At 69.4% G+C, this 20,305-nt stretch carries 18 protein-coding genes; 2 read left to right on the forward strand and 16 right to left on the reverse strand.

Annotated elements, in window-relative coordinates:
• Positions 1-34: 34 nt before the first annotated feature.
• The 7 genes from Q9R33_RS10860 to Q9R33_RS10890 are packed head-to-tail and all read right to left on the reverse strand — an operon-like array spanning position 35 to position 7,789.
• The gene (locus Q9R33_RS10860; protein WP_311293736.1) at positions 35-754 is read right to left on the reverse strand and encodes a copper homeostasis protein CutC; all 720 of its coding nucleotides are present in this window, start codon (positions 752-754) and stop codon (positions 35-37) included.
• Positions 751-2,094 carry an alpha-L-fucosidase gene (locus Q9R33_RS10865; protein WP_311293737.1) on the reverse strand — a complete coding sequence of 448 codons (1,344 nt, stop codon included), beginning with the start codon at positions 2,092-2,094 and terminating at the stop codon, positions 751-753. Before Q9R33_RS10865 ends, Q9R33_RS10860 begins: the two co-directional genes overlap by 4 nt.
• The gene (locus tag Q9R33_RS10870) at positions 2,091-3,641 is read right to left on the reverse strand and encodes a M81 family metallopeptidase (RefSeq protein ID WP_396654100.1); all 1,551 of its coding nucleotides are present in this window, start codon (positions 3,639-3,641) and stop codon (positions 2,091-2,093) included. The genes Q9R33_RS10865 and Q9R33_RS10870 overlap by 4 nt, the downstream gene beginning before the upstream one ends.
• 10 nt (positions 3,642-3,651) lie before the next feature.
• The gene (locus Q9R33_RS10875; RefSeq protein ID WP_056367662.1) at positions 3,652-4,632 is read right to left on the reverse strand and encodes an ROK family protein; all 981 of its coding nucleotides are present in this window, start codon (positions 4,630-4,632) and stop codon (positions 3,652-3,654) included.
• Positions 4,629-5,582 (reverse strand): carbohydrate ABC transporter permease, encoded by a 954-nt coding sequence (locus Q9R33_RS10880; RefSeq protein WP_311293738.1) that lies wholly within the window; start codon positions 5,580-5,582, stop codon positions 4,629-4,631. The genes Q9R33_RS10875 and Q9R33_RS10880 overlap by 4 nt, the downstream gene beginning before the upstream one ends.
• A complete protein-coding gene (locus Q9R33_RS10885; RefSeq protein ID WP_056367664.1) occupies positions 5,572-6,480 on the reverse strand; it encodes a carbohydrate ABC transporter permease in 909 nt (302 codons plus the stop codon). Before Q9R33_RS10885 ends, Q9R33_RS10880 begins: the two co-directional genes overlap by 11 nt.
• Before the next feature lie 46 nt (positions 6,481-6,526).
• Positions 6,527-7,789: an ABC transporter substrate-binding protein gene (locus Q9R33_RS10890; protein WP_235560166.1), complete on the reverse strand. Its 1,263-nt coding sequence runs from the start codon at positions 7,787-7,789 to the stop codon at positions 6,527-6,529.
• Positions 7,790-7,976: 187 nt separating this feature from the next.
• Between Q9R33_RS10890 and Q9R33_RS10895 the strand changes: the two genes are divergently transcribed.
• Positions 7,977-9,128 (forward strand): ROK family transcriptional regulator, encoded by a 1,152-nt coding sequence (locus Q9R33_RS10895; protein WP_311293739.1) that lies wholly within the window; start codon positions 7,977-7,979, stop codon positions 9,126-9,128.
• Positions 9,129-9,134: 6 nt separating this feature from the next.
• Here Q9R33_RS10895 and Q9R33_RS10900 read toward each other — a convergent pair whose 3' ends face one another.
• From Q9R33_RS10900 to Q9R33_RS10930, 7 genes are all read right to left on the reverse strand, one after another.
• Positions 9,135-10,400, reverse strand: coding sequence for an alpha-L-fucosidase (locus tag Q9R33_RS10900; protein ID WP_311293740.1), 1,266 nt, complete (start codon positions 10,398-10,400; stop codon positions 9,135-9,137).
• A 131-nt stretch (positions 10,401-10,531) separates the two neighbouring features.
• Positions 10,532-11,605 (reverse strand): ketol-acid reductoisomerase, encoded by a 1,074-nt coding sequence (ilvC, locus tag Q9R33_RS10905; RefSeq protein ID WP_311293837.1) that lies wholly within the window; start codon positions 11,603-11,605, stop codon positions 10,532-10,534.
• Positions 11,606-11,609: 4 nt separating this feature from the next.
• Positions 11,610-12,119, reverse strand: coding sequence for an acetolactate synthase small subunit (gene ilvN, locus Q9R33_RS10910; RefSeq protein ID WP_045297961.1), 510 nt, complete (start codon positions 12,117-12,119; stop codon positions 11,610-11,612).
• A gap of 3 nt (positions 12,120-12,122) precedes the next feature.
• Complete coding sequence (locus Q9R33_RS10915) at positions 12,123-13,928, reverse strand: acetolactate synthase large subunit (protein ID WP_056367670.1); 1,806 nt, start codon at positions 13,926-13,928, stop codon at positions 12,123-12,125.
• Between the two features lie 47 nt (positions 13,929-13,975).
• Positions 13,976-15,694, reverse strand: coding sequence for a dihydroxy-acid dehydratase (gene ilvD / locus Q9R33_RS10920; protein WP_311293741.1), 1,719 nt, complete (start codon positions 15,692-15,694; stop codon positions 13,976-13,978).
• A gap of 61 nt (positions 15,695-15,755) precedes the next feature.
• Positions 15,756-16,547, reverse strand: coding sequence for a trehalose-phosphatase (gene otsB, locus Q9R33_RS10925; RefSeq protein WP_310247140.1), 792 nt, complete (start codon positions 16,545-16,547; stop codon positions 15,756-15,758).
• On the reverse strand, positions 16,544-18,010 hold the full coding sequence (locus Q9R33_RS10930) for a trehalose-6-phosphate synthase (protein ID WP_311293742.1): 1,467 nt from the start codon (positions 18,008-18,010) through the stop codon (positions 16,544-16,546). The genes otsB and Q9R33_RS10930 overlap by 4 nt, the downstream gene beginning before the upstream one ends.
• A 136-nt stretch (positions 18,011-18,146) precedes the next feature.
• On the opposite strand from Q9R33_RS10930, the gene Q9R33_RS10935 reads away from it, so the two are divergent.
• On the forward strand, positions 18,147-18,401 hold the full coding sequence (locus Q9R33_RS10935) for a hypothetical protein (RefSeq protein ID WP_056367677.1): 255 nt from the start codon (positions 18,147-18,149) through the stop codon (positions 18,399-18,401).
• A gap of 68 nt (positions 18,402-18,469) precedes the next feature.
• Here Q9R33_RS10935 and Q9R33_RS10940 read toward each other — a convergent pair whose 3' ends face one another.
• Both Q9R33_RS10940 and Q9R33_RS10945 read right to left on the reverse strand, forming a co-directional pair.
• Positions 18,470-19,654 carry an acetyl-CoA C-acetyltransferase gene (locus tag Q9R33_RS10940; protein ID WP_056367679.1) on the reverse strand — a complete coding sequence of 395 codons (1,185 nt, stop codon included), beginning with the start codon at positions 19,652-19,654 and terminating at the stop codon, positions 18,470-18,472.
• Positions 19,651-20,304, reverse strand: coding sequence for a CoA transferase subunit B (locus tag Q9R33_RS10945; protein WP_310291401.1), 654 nt, complete (start codon positions 20,302-20,304; stop codon positions 19,651-19,653). Before Q9R33_RS10945 ends, Q9R33_RS10940 begins: the two co-directional genes overlap by 4 nt.
• Position 20,305: the final 1 nt, after the last annotated feature.

The following is a 20,305-nucleotide window of genomic DNA, read 5'->3' on the forward strand; positions in this document are numbered from 1 at the left end:
AACTCTCAGCAACCGCTCCGACCGGCAGCGGTGCTCAACCCCGGGCGGCGGCCACCGCTTCCGCTACGATCCCCGGATCGGTGACATCGTGCCCGTCCGTGCCGCCGCCGGGTCCCGCGGACGCGCCGAGCCCCGCGCGCCGGCGCGCCGAGAGGTGCACGGCGCCCACGCCGGCGCGGACGAGGTGGCGGATGTCGGCCGGCGCCACTCCCCCGCCTGCCGTCACTTCGAGGTCCGGCCCGGCGAGGCGGGCGTACGCCTCGAGGCGGTCGATCCCCTGGATGCTGCGCTCCGCGCCCCCCGACGTCAGCACCCGGCCGATGCCCTCGGCCAGCAGGGTCTCGAACACCTCGGCGCTGCGCGGCGACGCGTCGATCGCACGGTGGAAGACGAGCGTCGCAGGGCCCGCGGCATCCGTCCACCGGCGAAGCGCCTCGCGGTCGGCGCGGCCGTCGCGCTCGAGCGCGCCGACCACGACGCCGCCCACCCCCCGCGCGACGCAGGCGCGGATGTCGGCCGTGACGACTGCGACCTCGTCGGCGTCGTACACGAAGCCGCCGCCCCGGGGACGCACCAGCACGTTCACCTTCTCGGCCCCGACCGCGTCGCACACGGCCTCGATCGACCCGATCGACGGGGTGAGACCGCCGACGACGAGCGCCTGGCACAGCTCGAGTCGATCGGCGCCGGCCTCGATCGCCGCGCGAGCACCCGCGGCGTCCTGCACTGCGATCTCGACGACCGTGGGGATCACAGCTCGACCCGGAGGGCGACCGCCGGCTCGGTCCGGAAGGCGTCGGGGACGGTCGCGTACACGCGACCGTCGGGCGCACGCTCGAGCGCAGCCTCGGTGCCGTCCGCCCAACGGGCAGGCCGGCCGGCGAGCTCCTCGGGAAGATCGAACTCGCCCGAGGCGGGGTCGAGCGCGATCACGTTGACCACACTCTCGGCAGCGGTGTAGGCGCGCGGCGCGCCGGTCTCCTCGTACGCGCGCACCCACGGGCGCGTGGCGTAGATCGCGTCGCCGTCGCGGCGGAGCCACGCTCCGAGCTCCCGCATGGCGCGTTGCTGCAGCTCGGGGATCGATCCGTCGGCGCGCGGGCCGACGTTGATCAGGAGATTGCCGTTCTTGCTCACGACGTCGGCGAGGAGCCGGATAAGGGCGTCGCCCGACAGCGAATGACTCGCATCCTCCGCTTGGTTGTAGCCGAAGGAGTACCCGAGTCCACGCGTCGACTCCCAGGGCTCGGCGACGATGTCGGCGACGTGGGTGTACTCGCGCGTGAGGAAGCCGTGCCGAGGCACGCCCCAACGGTCGTTCACTGCGCCGTCCGGCACGGCGGCGAGGTAGCGGCGCAGCAGAGCGGCGACCGCGTAGTCCTGCTGCCCCTTGCCGCCGTCCGGCCACTCGATGTCGTTCCAGAGCAGGTCGGGGCGGAAGCGGTCGACGAGCTCGTCGAGCTGGGCGGCGGCGTACCGCGAGAACCACTCGTCCGCCCGGCGGAACCGGAACAGGTCGGTGTCGGACTCGATCGGCGGGTGGTCGCTGACGTGCCAGTCCAGCGCGCCCGAGAAGTAGACGCCGAACCTCGTGCCCGCGCGACGCGTCGCGTCGTGGAGTTCGGCGATCAGGTCGCGGCGCGGCCCGCGGCGGGCCGAGCTGAACGTCGTCGTCGCGGTGTCCCACAGGCAGAAGCCGTCGTGATGCTTCGTCGTGGGCACGACGTAGCGCGCGCCCGCGTCGACGAGCGCGCCGACGAATGCGTCGGCGTCGAACCCATCGGGATTCCACTGTTCCGCGAGGTCCTCGTAGCTCGTGCCCGTGCCGTAGAGCTCCTGGTGGCGCCGCCACGTCGGGCTCCCCGCGATGCGCACCGTGTTGGCGTACCACTCGGCGTACTGGTGGTGGGCATAGGCGTCCTCGGTCGGCACTCCCCCGGGAGGGTGGGCCGGCGCCCATGCGGGCACCGAATACACGCCCCAGTGGATGAAGAACCCGAGCTTCGCGTCGCGATACCAGTCGGGAACCGGCGTCTCGGGGTACTCGGGCGCCGCGTCGCCGAGGTCGGGTCCGGTGCGGGTCTCGAAGTTCATGCGCGTGCCTCCGTGCCGCGGCGTCGGGTGACGAGTGCCGCAAGGTCGGGCTCGTCGTCGGTCGTGGCGAACGGGTAGGTTCCGGGGCGCAGCCGGGAGTGGCCGAGGCGCAGCAGATCCTGGTCGACGCCGCCGGGGGTGAGCGCGAGCGTCCAGCCCGCGGCGAGATCGTAGAGCTCGGGTTCGAGATAGCCGATCTTCACGATGACGATGTCGGCCGACTCAGGGTCGAGTCCCAGCATCCGGAAGTCGTCGAGGGAGTGGAAGGGCTTGCGCCGCTCGGTCACGATCGCGTGCACGGCTCCACGGCGTACCACGACCTGCGTGCCCGCGACCGGGTCGCCGTCGGTGATCGAGAACACCTCGCCGGTGACCTCGACCGGCCCCCGCGGCCCGGGGTCGACACGGCCGCCCACGTGCACCGTGACCGTGCCGCCGATCCCCGCCGCCTGGGCGGTGCTCACGGCCTCCGGATCGAACACGGAAGCCGCGAGCACCGTGCGCGACGCATCGTCGAGGTCGGCCCGCTCGAGCAGGCGACCGAGGGTCCACGAGACGTCTCCGGCGCCGCCCGCGGTGGGGTTGTCACCGGAATCGGAGATGACGTAGGGCCGCGGCGCGTCGTCCGCCAGAGCCTCGTCGAGCGCCTCGTCGAGGCTCGCCGTCGGACCCACGAAGACGAAGTCCGCTCGTGCATCCCAGTACCGCCGTCCGAGCCGCTCCGATTCGCGGGCGATCACATCCGGGTCGTCGCCGGTCACGATGACGGTGGCGTGGCAACGGGGTTCGTCGGCCCACGCGTAGCCCACCCAGACCGCGGCGTCGACGACGCCCTCGAGCTCCTCGACATCCGGGATGGTGCCGTACAGCCCCTGGGCGGGCTCGAGCCGCGTGCTCGTCTTCTCGCCGGGCAGCAGCACCGGGACGCGCACCCACGCCTTGTAGGGGCGTCGCGCGTCCGGGTCGGCACCCAAGGCACCACGCAGTCGCTCGAGCAGGTTGTGCACCGCGCGCTGCTTGGTGTTCATCCAGTCCTCGTGCGGCGCCATCCGGTAGCAGGTGATGAGGTCGACGGCGTCGAAAAGGGCGTCCGACACGTTGCCGTGCAGATCCATCGACGCCGATACGAGGGTGTCTGGACCGAGCGCCTCGCGCACCGCAATCGCGAGGTCGCCCTCGGCGTCGTCCATGCCCACGACGCTCATCGCTCCGTGGATGTCGAAGAAGAACGCGTCGAACGGGCCTTCCGCACGGATCCCCTCGACGATCGCCTGCTTCATGCGCGCATAGGTCTGCGGGTCGACCGCCCCGCCGGGCAGGGACCGCCCGTGCGTGAGCGGGACCCAGGTCGCAGCATCCCGCAGCTCCTCCCCCTCGGAGAGGAAGGGGTAGTACGCGAGCAGCTCATCTCCGGTGCGGATCGTGAACGCCTCGTCACCCGAGATGTGCGGTGAGAACGTGCTCGACTCGATCGAGATGCCGCCGATGCCTATACGCGGGCGCGCGAGCCCCGCCGGGTGGAGCGGGCCCAGGGGGCCTTTCCAGATCTGGTCGTGGTCAGGACGCGACGTCACGGACGAGCTCACCTTCTGCGAACGATTCGGAGGGGATGGAACGATCGGATGCCGCCACCAGGGCCGCGGCACCGAGCACGACCGCGTCACCGCGCAGGGTTCCGGGAACGATGCGCAAGGGAGCGCCGGACACCGGCGGATCGGTCAGGAGCGTGGCCTCGACAGCAGGAGCGAGCAGGTCCCATGCGGAGGCCACCCCGCCCCCGACTACCGCGAGGGGCACGTCGACGAGGGTCGCGGCGGAGATGCACGCGAGGGCGACCGCCCTCCCGGCGTCGTCGAACACGGCCTTCGCAACGGGGTCGCCGGTTCGCGCCCGGTCGGCCACGACCCGCGCGGATACGACGACCTCGCCGGTCGCGGCCGCATAGCGGCGCGAGATCGAGGTGCCCGAGGCCAGGGTCTCAAGGTGGCCGGTGCGACCGCAGGTGCAGACCAGATCGCTGTAGCCCGGAGTGTGGCCGATCTCGCCGGCAGCGCCGTATGGACCGTGGCGCAGTGCTCCGTCGAGCACGAGCGCTCCGCCGACACCGGTGCCGAGCATCACGCCGAGCACGTCGCTCCCCCGCCCCGAGCCCCACGCGGTCTCGCCGAGGAGGAAGGCGTTGACGTCGTTCTCGACGCGCACCTCGAGCTCGAGTCGGTCGCCGAGGCGCTCGCCGAGCGGGAATCCCGCCCAATCCACGAACATGTCCGACGCGGCGCGGATGGCACCGCTCTGCGGATCGACGACCCCCGCCGCGCCGACGCCGACCGCATCGGGACGCACGCCCGTGTCGTCGGCGAGCTCCTCGACGAGGAGCGCCGCCGTCTCTGCCATCGCGGCGCCGCCGGCGCGGGCGGGGGTGACGCGCGTCGCGCGCGCCAGCACCTTGCCGTCCGCGGCGACGAGGGCGCCGGAGGTCTTCGTGCCCCCGATGTCGATGCCGGCGACGACGGCGGGGGCCTCTGCGCACCCGCTCATCGGCCGCCCAGCCCGGCCATCGCGATGCCCTTCACCAGGTGCTTCTGCAGGACGATCACGAGAATCGTGGTGGGGATCATCGAGATGATCGCGGCCGCCATCTGCAGATCCCAGCGCGTGCCGGTGAGACCCGAGAAGCTGGCGAGGCCCACGGGAAGCGTGCCCAGCGTCGCGTAGTCGACCGTCACGATGAGCGGCCAGAGGTAGCTGTTCCAGAACGACAGGAAGGTGAACACCGCGAGCACAGCCACCGCCGACTTGGACAGCGGAAGGATGATCTGGAGGAAGGTGCGCACCGGACCCGAGCCGTCGACCCGGGCAGCCTCTTCGAGCTCGAACGGGATGCCGCGGAAGAACTGACGCATGAGGAAGGTGCCGAACGCCGTGAAGGCGAACGGGAAGATGAGCGCCTGATAGGTGTTGACCCATCCGAACCACTGCATCACCTGGAACATCGGGATGACGAGCACCTCGGCCGGCACCATGAGCGTGGCCAGGAACAGCACGAAGACCGCGTCACGCCCCTTCCAGCGCAGGCGCCCGAACGCGTAGCCAGCGGTCGTCGAGACGATGAGGACGACCAGGGTGCCGGCGATCGCTACGAACAGCGAGTTGCCGATATAGGTCAGGAACGGCCCGTAGGCGAAGACCTCCGCGAAGTTGCCCCACTTGATCTGCGAGCCGACCAGCGTGGGCGGCATCGAGAACATCTCCTCGTTGGGCTTGAGCGCCGAGAAGAACGCATAGACGAGGGGCGCGAGGAAGATGAGCGCCGCGAGGTAGATGCAGATGTGCGCGAGAACAAGTCGGATGCGCTCGCCGGGCGTGCGGGCGGCGGTGCGGCGGCGCGCCGGGGGCTCCTCGACGAACTCGTCGTCGGACGTCATGAGCAGCGTCTGCTCGATCACCGACGCTTCCTTGTCGGTCTCGGTCTCGGTGTCAGTGCTCATAGTGCACCCACTTCCGCTGCGCGGCGAACTGCATGCCTGTGATGAGGATGATGATCGCGAAAAGGATCCACGCCGCTGCTGCAGCGAGTCCCAGGTCGCCGAAGGTGAACCCCTGTTCCCAGATGAACATGACGAGCGGCTTCGTCGCGTTGCCCGGGCCGCCGCCGGTCAGCAGCTGCGGCTGGGCGAACACCTGGAGGGCGGTGATCATCGTCATGATCGTCGCGAAGAAGATCGACGGCGAGATCATCGGGATCATGACGCTCCAGACGAGGCGGAAGCCCCGGGCGCCGTCGATGCTGGCCGCCTCGAGCACGCTCTCGGGGAGCTGCTCGAGCGCCGCGGAGAAGATCAGCATGTTGTAGCCGAGCCCCTGCCACACGCTCATCGCGACCACCATGATCATCGCCCACGAGGGATCGGCGAGGAAGTTCGGCAGCGTGATGCCGAACCAGCTCTGCGCCAGCCCGTTGAACAGGCCCTGCGGCTGCAGCATCATCTTCCACACCAGGACGTTGGCCACCATGGGCACGACGACCGGGATGAAAAAGAGCACGCGGAGGGCTCCGCGACCGCGGATGCGCGGCCCCAGCCCGATCGCGAGCGCGAGCGAGAGGGCAATGCTGAGCGGCACGTACAGCAGCGTGTAGACCGCGGAGTTGCGCAGCGCCGGCCAGAAGTCCGGGCTGCTGGTGAACAGCTTGGCGTAGTTCTCGACGCCGTTGAAGGTGCGGTCGCCGAACGTCGGCCAGTCGTAGACGCTCATCACGATCGAGAGCCCGACGGGCACGATCGTGAACAGGGCGAGCCCCACCAGGGCCGGGCTTGCGAAGCCCAGCGCCTGGCGGGCCTCGGCCCTGGCGAGCGACCCGCGACGTGTCGTCGTCGTGGTCGTCATTGCTCTGCTCTCTTGCTCACGTGCGAGGGTTCGAGGCCGAACCCGGTCAGTTGCCGAACTGCGCCTGGGCGCTCTCCAGCAGGTCCGACATCTCCATCTGGCCGTTGTAGACGCTGACGAGGTTCGGCTGGATGTAGCTGTCGAGCTTCTCCCAGTTCTTCGTCATGTACAGCGGCACGGTGGTGGCGAACGCCGACTCGAAGACCGTCTGGACCTGTTCGCGGTACTGCTCGTCGATGGAGTCGAAGTACAGCGGCTGCGACTCGGTGCGCGCCGGGTACGAGCGGCCCGACGAGGCGATGTAGTCCTGCGCGTCCTTGCCGAGCAGCGAACCCATGACCTTGAGGGCGGCCTCGGGGTTGTCGCACGTCTTCGAGATGCCGTAGCCCGATCCGAGGATCGGTCCGGAGTTGCCGTGGTCACCTGCCGGGAGCGGCGCCATGCCGGCGGCGAAGCCCGACTCGTTGTTGAGGTAGCTCACCGCATTCCACGTGCCGTCGACGGCCATGGCCGCGTTGCCGCCGGTGTACTGGTTCTCTCCCCAGCCGGTGTCGGAGGCCGAGGCGACCGGTGCCGCGACTCCGAGGTCGGTGACCAGGCCGGAGTACCACGAGGCCGCGTCCACGAAGTCGGGGTCGTCGATGTGAAGCGTGCCGTCCTCCGACGCCGGCTGCTTGCCGGACAGCGCGATCGGCATCGACATCCACTGGTATCCGCCCATGCCCATGCCGAATCCGTACTTGCCGTCGGCGGTCGCGGTCGTCGCGACGTCCTCGAAGTCGTCGAAGGTCCAGCCGATCTCGGGCGTCGCCGCACCGGTCGCGGTCAGCATGTCCTGGTTGTAGTAGACGAGCATCGTCGCCACGTCGAAGGGAACGCCGTACAGCCCGCCCTCGAAGCTCAGGATCCCCTCGGCGCCCGGGTTGAAGTCGGCGAAGTCGAGGCCCGCCGTCTCGAGGTCTTCCGCCGTCAGCTCGCGGAATCCGTCGGTGAACCCACCGAGCTGCGCGCCGCTCATGCCCGTGACGCACGCCATGTTCCCGCTGGCCATGTTGGTGGTGAGCTTCGTGAAGAAGTCGTTCCACGGCGCGGTCTGCAGCTTGATCGTCACATCGGGGTTCTCCTCCTGCGCGATGGCGACCTGCTTCTCGAGAGCCGTGGTGTCGTCCTCGCTCCCCGCCCACATGTCGACGACGATGGTGGGCTTGCCGTCGGTGGAACCCTCGCCACCGGAACCGCTCGCGCACCCCGTCAGCACCACCGCTACGCCGGTGGCTGCGGCCACCGCGCCAACGCGCAACTTCTTCATCGAATGCCTCCTATGGCAGCCAGTTGGTTCAGGTTATTTCGATTCTCGAAACAACCTTGTACTCTTGTGTCGCAAGTCACCCTCGCAGGTTTCGATCGGTGACGCAACCCGAACATCGGATGTTTATCGACGTGTGATACTTCGTCACGTCTCGGAAACACGGCCGCCTACACCCGCGAGAGGGAACATGACCCCCGACACCGACCGCTCTTTCGCCGACGAGGACCTGTCCCGGCGGATCATCGATCTGATCGCGCGCGGGCGGGCGAGCTCGCGCAGCGAGCTCGCCGCGGCGCTGGGCCTCGCGCCGTCGACCGTCAGCCTGAGGGTGCAGACGCTGATAGACGCCGGGCTCGTGACCGAGCGCGGCGACGGCACGTCACGCGGCGGTCGGCGTCCACGGCTTCTGGGCATCGACGAGGGTTCGGGGATCGTGCTGACGGTCGACCTCGGAGGCGGCCACGCCCGCATCGGCGCACACTCGCTCAGCGGCGAGCTGCGTGAGACGCGTTCCATCCCGGTCGCCCTCGCGGACGGCCCCGAGGCCACGCTCGACGCCGTGTGTGATGTCTTCGACGAGCTCGCGCGGGACACCACGATCCATGCGATCGGCATCAGCCTTCCTGGCCCGGTCGACATCGACCGCGGAACCGTCACGCAGCCGTCGCGCATGCCCGGGTGGCCCGGCTTCCGTGTCCCCGACTACGTGCGGCGCCGCTACGGCGTGCCTGTTGCCGTCGACAACGACGCGAACCTCGCCGCACTCGGCGAGCACCGCGCGCAGTTCGGCGCGAACGGCCACAGCATCACCGTCAAGGCTGGCACGGCCATCGGCAGCGGCATCATCGTGGACGGCCACATCCACCGAGGGGCCACGGGTGCGGCAGGCGATATCACGCACACGCGCATCGACGGCAGCGGCGACATCCCGTGCTCCTGCGGAAACACCGGCTGCCTCGAGACCGTCGCCAGCGGCGCAAGCCTCGTCCGCCAGATGCGCGAGCGCGGACGGACGGACGTCGAGACCACCGCGGACGTCTTGGCGCTGGCCCGCGACGCCGAGCCCGAGGCGACCACCATCGTCCGCACCGCCGGCACCCACCTGGGCCAGGCGCTCTCGGGCGTGGTCAACTTCTTCAACCCCCATGCCGTGTTCCTGACCGGCAGCATGAGCGCGTCGGAGCCCTTCATCGCCGCAGTGCGCAGCCGCGTCTACGAGGCGTGCCACCCCCTGGCCACTCAGCAGCTGCGGATCGAGGCCGCGCAGACGCGCGCCGACGCGATCCTGCACGGTGCCGCGCGGTGGGCCCTCGACAACCTCGAGATGCCCACCGCCTGAGCGGACTCAGTCCTGGGCGAGCGTGAGCTCGATCACCGGCACCAGGACATCCGGCCGTGCCACCGGGAGGTGGACGGTCAGAGTCCCCTCCGCTTCGCCCGCCGGCGTCATGTTGACCGCCTTGCGGCTCGGATCGGCCGCCGACGTCTTCAGCCACGACCCGTCGTGGAGCAGCCGCGCGTACGTGACCTCGCCCGCCAGTGCGGGCAGGTGGACGAACCCCAGCGGCCAGGACAGCAGGTGCAGATAGAGCTTCCGCCCTCGCCTGGTGTAGACGCCCTCACGCGGCGGCTCGAAGCCCGCGTGGCCGGCGCCGACGATCGCACCCCGGTGCAGCCGCATCCATTCGCCGATCTCGGCCAGCGTGCGCTCGTCCCGCGGGGCGATCGCCCCGCGGCCGTCCGGGCCGATGTTGAGGAGCATGTTGCCGTCCATCGAGACCGAGTCCGCGAGCATCTGGACGAGCAGCGTCGCCGGCTTCTGCTCGGTGTTGTCGCGGTGGTAGCCCCACGAGCCGTTCATCGTCTGGCAGGCCTCCCACACCTGAGGGACGCCGTCGACCACGAGCGGGGAAGTCGGCTGGTACTGCTCGGGCGTGACGAAGTCCGCGGGGATGCCCAGCCGGTCGTTCACGAGCATCTCGGGCTGGAGGTCGCGGCACATCGCGAGCAGCGCCTCGGCGTCCCAGTCCTCCGGCCCCTTGCCTGCCAGACCGTCCACGGTCTCGGGATAGGTGAAGTCGAAGAACAGGTAGTCGATCCGCCCGTAGTCCGTGAGGAGCTCACGCACCTGGGCGTGCAGGAACTCGCGGTAGCGCGCCATGTCGCGCCCTGAGTTGAGGGCCGCGACGTCCGCGTCCGCCCGTCTCGGGTGGTTCACGTCGACCGTGAAGTCGGGGTGGTGCCAGTCGATGAGCGAGTGGTACAGGCCCACCCGCAGCCCTTCGGCGCGGAGCGCGTCGACGTACTCGCGAACGAGGTCGCGCCCGCACGCGGCGACGGAGTTGAAGTCGCTGACGGCCGTGTTCCAGAGCGCGAAACCCTCGTGGTGCTTCGTCGTGAGCACGACGTAGCCCATCCCCGACTCCTTCGCACGCCGCGCGAGCGCCCGTGCATCGAAGAGATCGGGGTCGAAGTTCTCGAAGTACTGGCGGTATTCCTCATCGGTGAGGAACTCGTAGTTCTGCACCCATTCGTGCCGTGCCGCGCCGCTGTACAGGCCGAAGTGCACGAACATCCCGAACCGCGCCTCGTCGAACCACTGCTGTCGCATCCTCGCCCCGCTCACTCTCGTCGCTGTGTCCTCCCATCCTGACACAGACATCCGATGTCTCAGTCGCAGGGGCGTCAGCAGACGCCGAAGGCCCGGTTCCCCACGAACGGGAACCGGGCCTTCGGTCAGAGTCAGCGCGCGGCCGAGCCCTCGACGTAGTCGGAGTCCGTCTGCTTCCACGCGAAGAGCGAGCGCAGGTCCTTGCCGACCGACTCGATCGGGTGGGCGGCGGCCTTCTCACGCAGCTCGAGGAACTCGACGCCGCCGTTGTCCTGGTCGTCGATGAAGCGCTTGGCGAACGCGCCCGACTGGATGTCGGCGAGCACGGCCTGCATGTTCTCCTTGACGTGCGGGTCGATGACGCGCGGGCCCGAGACGTAGTCGCCGTACTCGGCGGTGTCGGAGACCGACCAGCGCTGCTTGGCGATGCCGCCCTCCCACATGAGGTCCACGATGAGCTTGAGCTCGTGCAGCACCTCGAAGTACGCGATCTGCGGCTGGTAGCCCGCCTCGGTCAGGGTCTCGAAGCCGTACTGGACGAGCTGCGACACACCGCCGCAGAGGACGGCCTGCTCGCCGAACAGGTCGGTCTCGGTTTCCTCGGTGAAGGTCGTCTTGATGACGCCGGCGCGCGTGCCGCCGATGGCCTTCGCGTACGACAGCGCGGTCGCCCAGGCGCCACCCGTCGCGTCGCGCTCCACGGCGATGATGTCGGGGATGCCGCGGCCCGCGACGTACTCGCGGCGCACCGTGTGGCCCGGCGCCTTCGGCGCGACGAGGATGACGTCGACACCCTCGGGCGCCTCGATGTAGCCGAAGCGGATGTTGAAGCCGTGCGCGAACGCGAGCGTCTTGCCCGGGGTCAGCTTGTCCTTGATGCTGTCGTTGTAGATCCCGCGCTGGTGCTGGTCCGGCGCGAGGATCATGATGACGTCGGCCCACTCGGCCGCGTCGGCGACCGACTTGACCTCGAAGCCCTCGTCCTGCGCCTTCTCGATCGACTTCGAGCCGTCCTTGAGCGCGATGACGACCTCGACACCCGAGTCGCGAAGGTTCTGGGCGTGCGCGTGGCCCTGCGAGCCGTAGCCCACGATCGCCACCTTCTTGCCCTGGATGATGCTCAGGTCGGCATCGGCGTCGTAGAAGATCTCAGCCATCTTCGTGTTTCTCCTTGATTGATCGGTTCTGGAAGTAGTGGATGCCAGGGACTCAGCCGCGCAGCACACGCTCGGTGATGCTCTTGCCGCCGCGGCCGATGGCGACGAGGCCGGACTGCGCCAGCTCCTTGATGCCGAAGGGCTCGAGCGCGCGCAGGAATGCGTCGACCTTGCCCTTGTCGCCGGTGACCTCGACCACGAGCGCGTCGGGCGCGTAGTCCACGATCTGGCCGCGGAAGAGGTTCACGACCTCGAGCACATTCGAACGGGTCTGGTTGTCGGCGCGCACCTTCACGAGCATGTGCTCGCGCTGGACGGATGCCGCGGGGTCGAGCTCGACGATCTTGATGACGTTGATGAGCTTGTTGAGCTGCTTGGTGACCTGCTCGAGGGGAAGCTCGTCGACGTCCACGACCACCGTGATGCGCGAGAGCCCGGGCACCTCGGTGACGCCCACCGCGAGCGACTCGATGTTGAAGCCGCGCCGGGCGAACAGGCCCGCGACGCGCGTCAGCAGACCGGGCTTGTCCTCCACGAGGAGGCTCAGCACGTGACTCGTCATGTCTCAGTCCTCCTGCTCGTCGAAGGCGGGCGAGTGGTCCCGCGCGTACTGGACGAAGCTGTTGCTCACGCCCTGCGGCACCATCGGCCACACCATCGCGTCGGCGCTCACGACGAAGTCGATGACCACCGGGCGGTCGTTCGTCTCGAGCGCCGTCTGGATCGCAGCATCCACGTCCTCTTCCTTCTCGACGCGGATCGCGAGGCAGCCGTACGCCTCCGCCAGCTTCACGAAGTCGGGGATGCGCACCGTGCCATGGCCGGTGTTGAGGTCGGTGTTCGAGTGGCGGCCGTCGTAGAACAGCGTCTGCCACTGGCGCACCATGCCCAGCGACGAGTTGTTGATGATCGCGACCTTGATCGGGATGTTGTTGATCGCGCAGGTGGCGAGTTCCTGATTGGTCATCTGGAAGCAGCCGTCGCCGTCGATCGCCCACACGACGCGATCGGGCTCGGCGACCTTCGCGCCCATCGCCGCGGGAACCGAGTAGCCCATCGTGCCGGCGCCGCCCGAGTTGAGCCACGCGTTCGGACGTTCGTACTTGATGAACTGCGCGGCCCACATCTGGTGCTGGCCCACGCCGGCGGCGTAGACGCCCTCGGGGCCGGTGAGCTCGCCGATGCGCTGGATCACGTACTGCGGTGACATGTGGCCGTCGGTGGGCTGGGTGTAGCCGAGCGGGAACTCGTCGCGCAGCCCATCGAGGAACGACCACCACTCGGCGATGTCGGGCGCGGTGCCACCACTGACCGCGCGGAACGCCACGTCGAGGTCGACGAGCACGTCCTTGAGGTCGCCCACGATCGGCACGTCGGCGGTGCGGATCTTCGAGATCTCGGCGGGGTCGATGTCGACGTGCACGACCTTCGCGTTCGGCGCGAACAGGGCCGCCTTGCCGGTGACACGGTCGTCGAAGCGGGCCCCGAGGGCGACGATGAGGTCGGCCTCCTGCAGCGCGAGCACCGCCGGCACCGTGCCGTGCATGCCGGGCATGCCGAGGTGCTGCGGGTGTGAGTCCGGGAACGCACCGCGAGCCATCAGCGTGGTCACAAGGGGCGCACCCGTCGTCTCGGCGAGCGAACGGAGCTCCTCGGAGGCCCGGGCGCGGATCACGCCGCCGCCGACGTACAGCACCGGCTTCTTGGCGTCGGCGATCAGCTGAGCCGCAGCCTGGATCTGCTTGCCGTGCGCCTTCGTGACCGGCCGGTAGCCCGGGAGGTCGATGTTCGGCGGCCAGACGAACGGCGCCTCGGCCTGCTGGGCGTCCTTCGTGATGTCGACGAGCACGGGGCCGGGGCGACCGGTCGCGGCGATCTCGAAGGCGGCCGCGATGGCACCCGGGATGTCTTCCGCGCGCTTCACCAGGAACGAATGCTTGGTGATCGGCATCGTGATGCCGACGATGTCGGCTTCCTGGAAGGCATCCGTTCCCATGAGGGTGGAGAAGACCTGGCCGGTGATGCAGACGATCGGCACCGAGTCCATGTAGGCGTCGGCGATCGCGGTGACGAGGTTCGTCGCGCCGGGACCGGACGTCGCGATCGCGACGCCGACACGACCCGATGCGGCGGCATAGCCTTCGGCCGCGTGACCGGCGCCCTGCTCGTGCCGGACGAGGATGTGGCGCACCGACTCGTCGTCCATGAGGGGGTCGTACACGGGCATGATGGCGCCACCCGGAAGACCGAAGACGTCGGTCACCCCGAGCAGGTCGAGAGAACGGACGACCGCTTCCGCGCCCGTGAGCACGGGCGTCGAGGCGGTGCGGGCTGGCGGCCGGGGAACGGCCGCGGCGGTGTCGGCTGACATGGTGATTTCCTCTGAAATGGGTCGGAGGCGGATGTCGGAAGCCAGGCTCAACCGGTGGTCGCGCCCTCCGCAGCGGAGCGCACGAGTCGGGAGTACTTGGCAAGGACGCCACGGGTATAGCGCGGGGGAAGCGGCTCCCAGCCAGACCGGCGGGAGTCAAGCTCAGCCTCGTCGACGAGTAGGTCGAGAGTGCGAGCCGCGATATCGACCCGTATCAGATCACCATCGCGCACGAAGGCGATGGGACCTGCGTCCACCGCTTCGGGTGCTATGTGGCCGATGCACAGGCCGGTTGTGCCGCCTGAGAATCTGCCGTCCGTCAAGAGTAGTACATCTTTTCCGAGCCCAGCGCCCTTGATGGCAGCGGTGATCGCGAGCATCTCGCGCATGCCCGGGCCGCCCTTGGGGCCTTCGTAGCGGATCACGACGACGTCACCGGCGGCGATCTCGCCCGCCTCGAGCGCGTCCATCGCGGCACGCTCGCGCTCGAACACGCGGGCAGGGCCCTCGAACACGTCGGCGTCGAAGCCGGCCGACTTCACGACCGCACCCTCGGGGGCGATCGAGCCGTGCAGGATCGTGATGCCGCCCTTGGCGTGGATCGGGTCGTCGAACGAGTGGATGACGGTGCCGTCGACAGGGTCGGGATTCAGGTCGGCGAGGTTCTCGGCCAGCGTCTTGCCGGTGACGGTGAGCGCGTCGCCGTGGAGCAGACCCTCGTCGAGCATCGCCTTCATGATCACCGGGATGCCGCCGTGCCGGTCGACGTCGTTCATGACGTACTTGCCGAACGGCTTCATGTCGGCCACGTGCGGCACCTTGTCGCCGATGCGGTTGAAGTCGTGCAGGGTCAGGTCGACATCGGCCTCGCGGGCGATCGCGAGCAGGTGCAGCACGACGTTGGTCGAGCCGCCCAGCGCCATCGCGAGCGCGATCGCGTTCTCGAACGCCTCCTTGGTGAGGATGTCGCGCGTCGTGATGCCCTGACGCAGCAGGTTGACCACGGCCTCGCCCGAGCGGTGCGCGAAGTAGTCGCGGCGGCGGTCGGCCGACGGCGGCGCGGCCGAGCCGGGAAGGCTGAGTCCGAGCGCCTCGGCGACGGAGGCCATCGTGTTGGCGGTGTACATGCCGCCGCAGGCGCCCTCGCCCGGGGCGATCGCGCACTCGATGCGCTTGAGGTCGGCCTCGCTCATCTTGCCCGCGAGGCACGCGCCCACGGCCTCGAACGAGTCGATGATGGTGACGTCCTTCTCGGTGCCGTCGGAGAGCTTGACCCAGCCGGGCGCGATCGAGCCGGCGTACAGGAAGACGCTCGAGAGGTCCAGGCGCGCCGATGCCATGAGCATGCCGGGGATCGACTTGTCGCAGCCGGCGAGCAGCACCGATCCGTCCAGGCGCTCGGCCATGATGACGGTCTCGACGGAGTCGGCGATCACCTCGCGGGAGACGAGCGAGAAGTGCATGCCCTCGTGGCCCATCGAGATGCCGTCCGAGACGGAGATGGTGCCGAACTGCAGCGGGTACCCGCCACCGGCGTGCACGCCCTCCTTGGCGCCCTGCGCGAGCCGGTCGAGGCTCAGGTTGCAGGGGGTGATCTCGTTCCAGCTCGAGGCGATGCCGATCTGCGGCTTCTCCCAGTCCGCGTCGCCCATGCCGACGGCACGGAGCATGCCGCGGGACGTCGTGGCTTCGATGCCGTCGGTGACGACGCGACTGCGGGGCTTGATGTCGATGGAGTTGTCAGCGAGCGAATCGGGCTGGGCCATTGACTCAGTGTATTCCCGTGACACGACCCGCTCGCCCCGAGTGACGGAGCCCGTGCGATCCCTAAGAGCGACGCTGCGAGCGCTCAGCTGCCAGGCGCTTCAGCAGGGCGGCGAGACCCGCGATGTCGGGCGCGCGCACCGCTGCGGCGGTCTCACCCTCCCCCACGCGCACGCCGAGGTCGCCGTCTCCGAGGCTCGCCAGCGCGTCCTCGTCGGTGACGTCGTCGCCGGCGAACAGCACCGCCGTGGCGCCCACGCGCTCGCGCAGCTCGGCGATGGCGGAGTCCTTGCCCTCATGCCGGAAGGCGAACTCGACGATGTTGTGCCCCGTGCGCCGGCGCCAGTGCGGGGCCTCGGCCGCGACGATCTCATCGACCACGCGGTTCGCCTCGGCCGCGGCCTCGACGGTCGCCCGGCGCGTGTGCACACCGAACCCGAAGGTCTTCGGCTCGATCCAGACGCCCTCCAGGTGCGCTGTGGCCTCCTCGGCATGCCCGCGGAGCGCGTCGCGCAGGGCGACGTCGGCCTCTTCTTCGCCGTGGCTCACAATGCCCTCACCCGGGAGCCAGAACTCGGCGCCGTGCGATCCCGCCAGCAGCACCTGCGACGAGTCGTCGTGCTCGGCGATCACGCGAAGGTCGACGAGGCTGCGCCCCGAGACGAAAGCGACGATCGTGTCCGGCGCCGCGACCAGCGCGTCGACGGCTTCGCGCGCGGCGGGCAGCATCCGTGCGTCCATCGGCTCGTCCTCGAGCGGCGACAGCGTGCCGTCGAAGTCGAGGGCTGCGAGAAGGCGATCGGATGCTGCGAGCTTGTCGATCGCCGCGGCCGCGGCCCGCGAGTCGACGGTCATGCGCGGGACCCCGCAGCCTTGTTGAGCGCGGGGAACCTGTTGCGCTCGCGCGCCCCGTCGAGCGCGTCGAGGAACGACTGCGACCATCGCGCGACGTCGTTCTCGAGCACCTTCCTCCGCAGCGCCCGCATGCGACGACCCTGCTCGGCAGGGGGCATCTCGATGGCCCGCATGATGGCGTCCTTCATCCCATCGATGTCGTGGGGATTGATCCGCACCGCGCTCGGCAGCTCGTCCGCGGCGCCGGCGAACTCGCTCAGCACGAGCACGCCCCGGTTGTCGATGCGTGCAGCGACGTACTCCTTCGCGACGAGGTTCATTCCGTCGCGGAGGGCGGTGACCAGCATGACGTCGGCAGCCATGAACAGGGCCACCATCTCCTCCCGCGGATACGCCTGGTGGAGGTACCGGATCGCCGTGTGCCCCATCGTGTCGTGGTCGCCGTTGATGCGACCCACGGTGAGCTCGATCTCGTCGCGCAGCTGCATGTAGGCCGCGACCCGCTCGCGGCTCGGGCTCGCGACCTGCACAAGCGTCACATCCTCGACCGTGATGCGGCCGTCCTCCAGCAGCTCGCCGAATGCCTTCATGCGGTGACGAATGCCTTTGGTGTAGTCCAACCGGTCGACGCCGAGCAGGATCTTCTTCGGATTCCCCAGGCTCTCGCGGATCTCCTTCGCGCGCGCCTTCACGTCATCGCGCTGAGCGAGCTCCACGTACGAGGAGGCATCGATCGAGATCGGGAACGCCTTCGCCAGCGCGCGGCGGGTGGTGCCGTCGGGGTTGGGCACGGTGATCCCGGACGCCTTCGTCTCGTAGCGGAACTGCCGGCGCACCGCGCGGGCGAAGTTTCCGGCGTCGGCAACACGCTGGAATCCGATGACGTCTGCCCCCAGCAGCCCTTCGAGCACTTGCCGTCGCCACGGCAGCTGCGAATAGAGACCGTATGCCGGGAAGGGAATGTGGTGGAAGTAGCCGATCGTCAGGTCGGGACGCGCCTCGCGGAGCATCTGTGGGACGAGCTGAAGCTGATAATCCTGCACCCACACGGTCGCGCCCTGCGCCGCGACCTCGGCGGCCGATTCCGCGAACCGCCGGTTCACCTTGACGTACGAGTCCCACCACACCCGGCGGTACCGGGGCTCGGCGATGACGTCGTGGTAGAGCGGCCAGAAGGTGTCGTTCGACATGCCCTCGTAGTAGAGCTCGACGTCTTCGGCGCTGAGCTTCACGGGCACCAGGTAGGTGCCCTCGAACTCGAAAGGATCGACCTCGATGTCGGGCTGCCCCGGCCAGCCGACCCACGCACCGTCGGTGCGGCGCATCATCGGCTCGAGCGCCGTCACGAGGCCGCCGGGCGAGCGCCGCCAGCCCGGCTCGCCATCCCCGTCCACGACACGGTCCACCGGCAGCCGGTTGGCGACGACGACGAGTTCGGCGGTGTGGGCGGCGGGCTCTGTCACGCGGTCTCCTGACGGTTTCGTGGACTCGGCACGCCCAGGCTACCGCGCGCCGGGTCGCGTCCGAGTCCCCTTGACTCATCGGGCGGCGCCATGTCAAGGCGCGCGGCGTCCGCATGCCCCGCGCTAACGTGGCCCCATGCGCAAGTACCTCTTCGGCACCGGCCTGCTCACCGCGATCACCGGCGGGCTGACGTTGATGAGGGGACTCCGCGAGAACGAGCCGTTCACGTGGCGCATGGCGCTCGGGTGGCTCAGCTGGGGCATCTCCCTGGCCCTCGCGATCGGAGCGATCGTCGACGTGCGCCGCGCATCGCGCGGCGAGCTCATCGCGAACGACTCCCCCGTCCACGGCCGCGAGAAGAAGCTCCTCAAGCGCCGCATCCAGCCCTGACCCGCACAGGCAAGCGCCACGAGACCCATCCGGGTCCCGTGGCGCTTCCGTCTTGGGGTCGAGGGTGATCAGCGCGTGAGGATCAGCGCGTCGCCCTGACCGCCGCCGCCGCACAGCGCCACCGCCGCCGTGCCGCCGCCGCGCCGCACGAGTTCGTGGACGGCGTGGACGACGAGGCGGTTGCCGGATGCCCCGATCGGGTGTCCGATCGCGATACCGCCGCCGTGCGGGTTGACGACGTCGTCCGAGAGGCCGAGCTCGGCCTGCGAACGCACCACCACGGCGCCGAACGCCTCGTTGATCTCGACGATGTCGAGGTCGCTCGCGGCGAGGCCCTGCTTGGCCAGAGCCTTCTCGATCGCGCGCGCGGGCTGCGAGTGGAGCGAGTTGTCGGGGCCCGCCACCTGGCCCGACGCCCCGACGACTGCGAGCACGTTCCAGCCGTTCTCGTCGGCGTGCGATCGCGTTGTCAGCACGACCGCGGACGCGCCGTCCGAGATCTGCGACGAGTTGCCCGCGGTGATCGATCCGCTGGACGCGAACGCCGGGCGCAGGCCCGCGAGCGTCTCGACCGTGGTCTCGGGGCGCACCCCTTCGTCCTTCGTCACGACGACCGGCTCGCCCTTGCGCTGCGGGATCTCGACCGGCACGATCTCGGCGTCGAAGAGCCCCTCGGCCTGCGCGGCGGCCGCACGCTGATGCGACCGCGCGGCCACAGCATCCTGAGCCTCTCTCGTCACCTCGAGCCGTTCGTTGTGTCGCTCGGTCGATGCGCCCATGCTCTCGCGGTCGTAGGCATCGGTGAGCCCGTCGAACGCCATGTGGTCGAGCACCTCGATCGAGCCGTAGGCCCAGCCGTCACGCGAGCCCATGAGCAGGTGCGGGGCGCGGGTCATCGACTCCATGCCGGCGGCGACCACGACGGTCGCGTCGCCCACCGCGAGCATGCGTGCGCCGTCGATGATGGCCGTGAGGCCGGAGAGGCACACCTTGTTGACCGAGCCGGAATGAACGTCCCACCCGATGCCTGCGCCCACCGCCGCCTGACGCGCGGGGTTCTGGCCGCTTCCGGCCGCGAGCACCTGACCGACGAGGACCGCGTCCACGGCGTCGGCGGGGATGCCGCCCTTCTCGAGTGCGCCCTTGATCGCGGCGCTGCCCAGCTGCACCGCCGTGAGCGGAGCCAGCTGGCCCTTCAGCCGCCCCTGCGGAGTGCGCGCAGCGGCGACGATGACGACGTCGTCGTGGTTCATGCTTCGATTCTCTCTCCTACGGCGACCGTCAGCTCCGGTTCGGTGGCCGCGATGACCTCTTCCACAGTGACGCCGGGAGCCGTCTCGACCAGCACGAGTCCGGCATCCGTCACGTCGATGACGGCCAGGTCCGTGATGATGCGGTCGACCACACCGCGTCCGGTGAGGGGCAGCGAGCACTCGTTCACGATCTTCGCCGAGCCGTCCTTGGCGACGTGCTCCATCAGCACGATCACCTTCGCAGCGCCGTGCACCAGGTCCATCGCGCCGCCTGGCCCCTTCACCATCTTTCCGGGGATCATCCAGTTGGCCAGGTCGCCTGTCGCCGACACCTGCATCGCGCCGAGGATCGCGGCGTCGATCTTGCCACCGCGGATCATTCCGAAGCTCGTCGCCGAGTCGAAGAAGGCGGCTCCGGGCAGCGTCGTCACCGTCTCCTTGCCGGCATTGATGAGATCGGGGTCGACGTTCTCCTCGGTCGGGTACGGCCCGACACCGAGGATGCCGTTCTCGGACTGCAGCACGACGGTCACGCCCTCGGGCACGAAGTTCGGCACCAGGGTCGGCAGGCCGATGCCCAGATTGACGTAGGCGCCGTCGGCGAGCTCCTCGGCCGCGCGGGCGGCCATCTCGTTGCGGGTGAGCGGCATG

This window comes from Microbacterium sp. PRC9 (genome assembly GCF_031844125.1).
Taxonomy (GTDB): domain Bacteria; phylum Actinomycetota; class Actinomycetes; order Actinomycetales; family Microbacteriaceae; genus Microbacterium.

What these genes read in the sequence shown, in the direction of transcription:
- Q9R33_RS10900 (WP_311293740.1), bottom strand. Translation starts at nt 10,400, where the DNA reads ATGCGACAGCAGTGGTTCGACGAGGCGCGGTTCGGGATGTTCGTGCAC.
- Q9R33_RS10940 (WP_056367679.1), bottom strand. Translation starts at nt 19,654, where the DNA reads ATGAACCACGACGACGTCGTCATCGTCGCCGCTGCGCGCACTCCGCAG.
- ilvN (WP_045297961.1), bottom strand. Translation starts at nt 12,119, where the DNA reads ATGACGAGTCACGTGCTGAGCCTCCTCGTGGAGGACAAGCCCGGTCTG.
- Q9R33_RS10895 (WP_311293739.1), top strand. Translation starts at nt 7,977, where the DNA reads ATGACCCCCGACACCGACCGCTCTTTCGCCGACGAGGACCTGTCCCGG.
- ilvD (WP_311293741.1), bottom strand. Translation starts at nt 15,694, where the DNA reads ATGGCCCAGCCCGATTCGCTCGCTGACAACTCCATCGACATCAAGCCC.
- Q9R33_RS10875 (WP_056367662.1), bottom strand. Translation starts at nt 4,632, where the DNA reads ATGAGCGGGTGCGCAGAGGCCCCCGCCGTCGTCGCCGGCATCGACATC.
- Q9R33_RS10890 (WP_235560166.1), bottom strand. Translation starts at nt 7,789, where the DNA reads ATGAAGAAGTTGCGCGTTGGCGCGGTGGCCGCAGCCACCGGCGTAGCG.
- Q9R33_RS10945 (WP_310291401.1), bottom strand. Translation starts at nt 20,304, where the DNA reads ATGCCGCTCACCCGCAACGAGATGGCCGCCCGCGCGGCCGAGGAGCTC.
- Q9R33_RS10885 (WP_056367664.1), bottom strand. Translation starts at nt 6,480, where the DNA reads ATGACGACCACGACGACGACACGTCGCGGGTCGCTCGCCAGGGCCGAG.
- Q9R33_RS10935 (WP_056367677.1), top strand. Translation starts at nt 18,147, where the DNA reads ATGCGCAAGTACCTCTTCGGCACCGGCCTGCTCACCGCGATCACCGGC.
- Q9R33_RS10915 (WP_056367670.1), bottom strand. Translation starts at nt 13,928, where the DNA reads ATGTCAGCCGACACCGCCGCGGCCGTTCCCCGGCCGCCAGCCCGCACC.
- Q9R33_RS10880 (WP_311293738.1), bottom strand. Translation starts at nt 5,582, where the DNA reads ATGAGCACTGACACCGAGACCGAGACCGACAAGGAAGCGTCGGTGATC.
- otsB (WP_310247140.1), bottom strand. Translation starts at nt 16,547, where the DNA reads ATGACCGTCGACTCGCGGGCCGCGGCCGCGGCGATCGACAAGCTCGCA.
- Q9R33_RS10865 (WP_311293737.1), bottom strand. Translation starts at nt 2,094, where the DNA reads ATGAACTTCGAGACCCGCACCGGACCCGACCTCGGCGACGCGGCGCCC.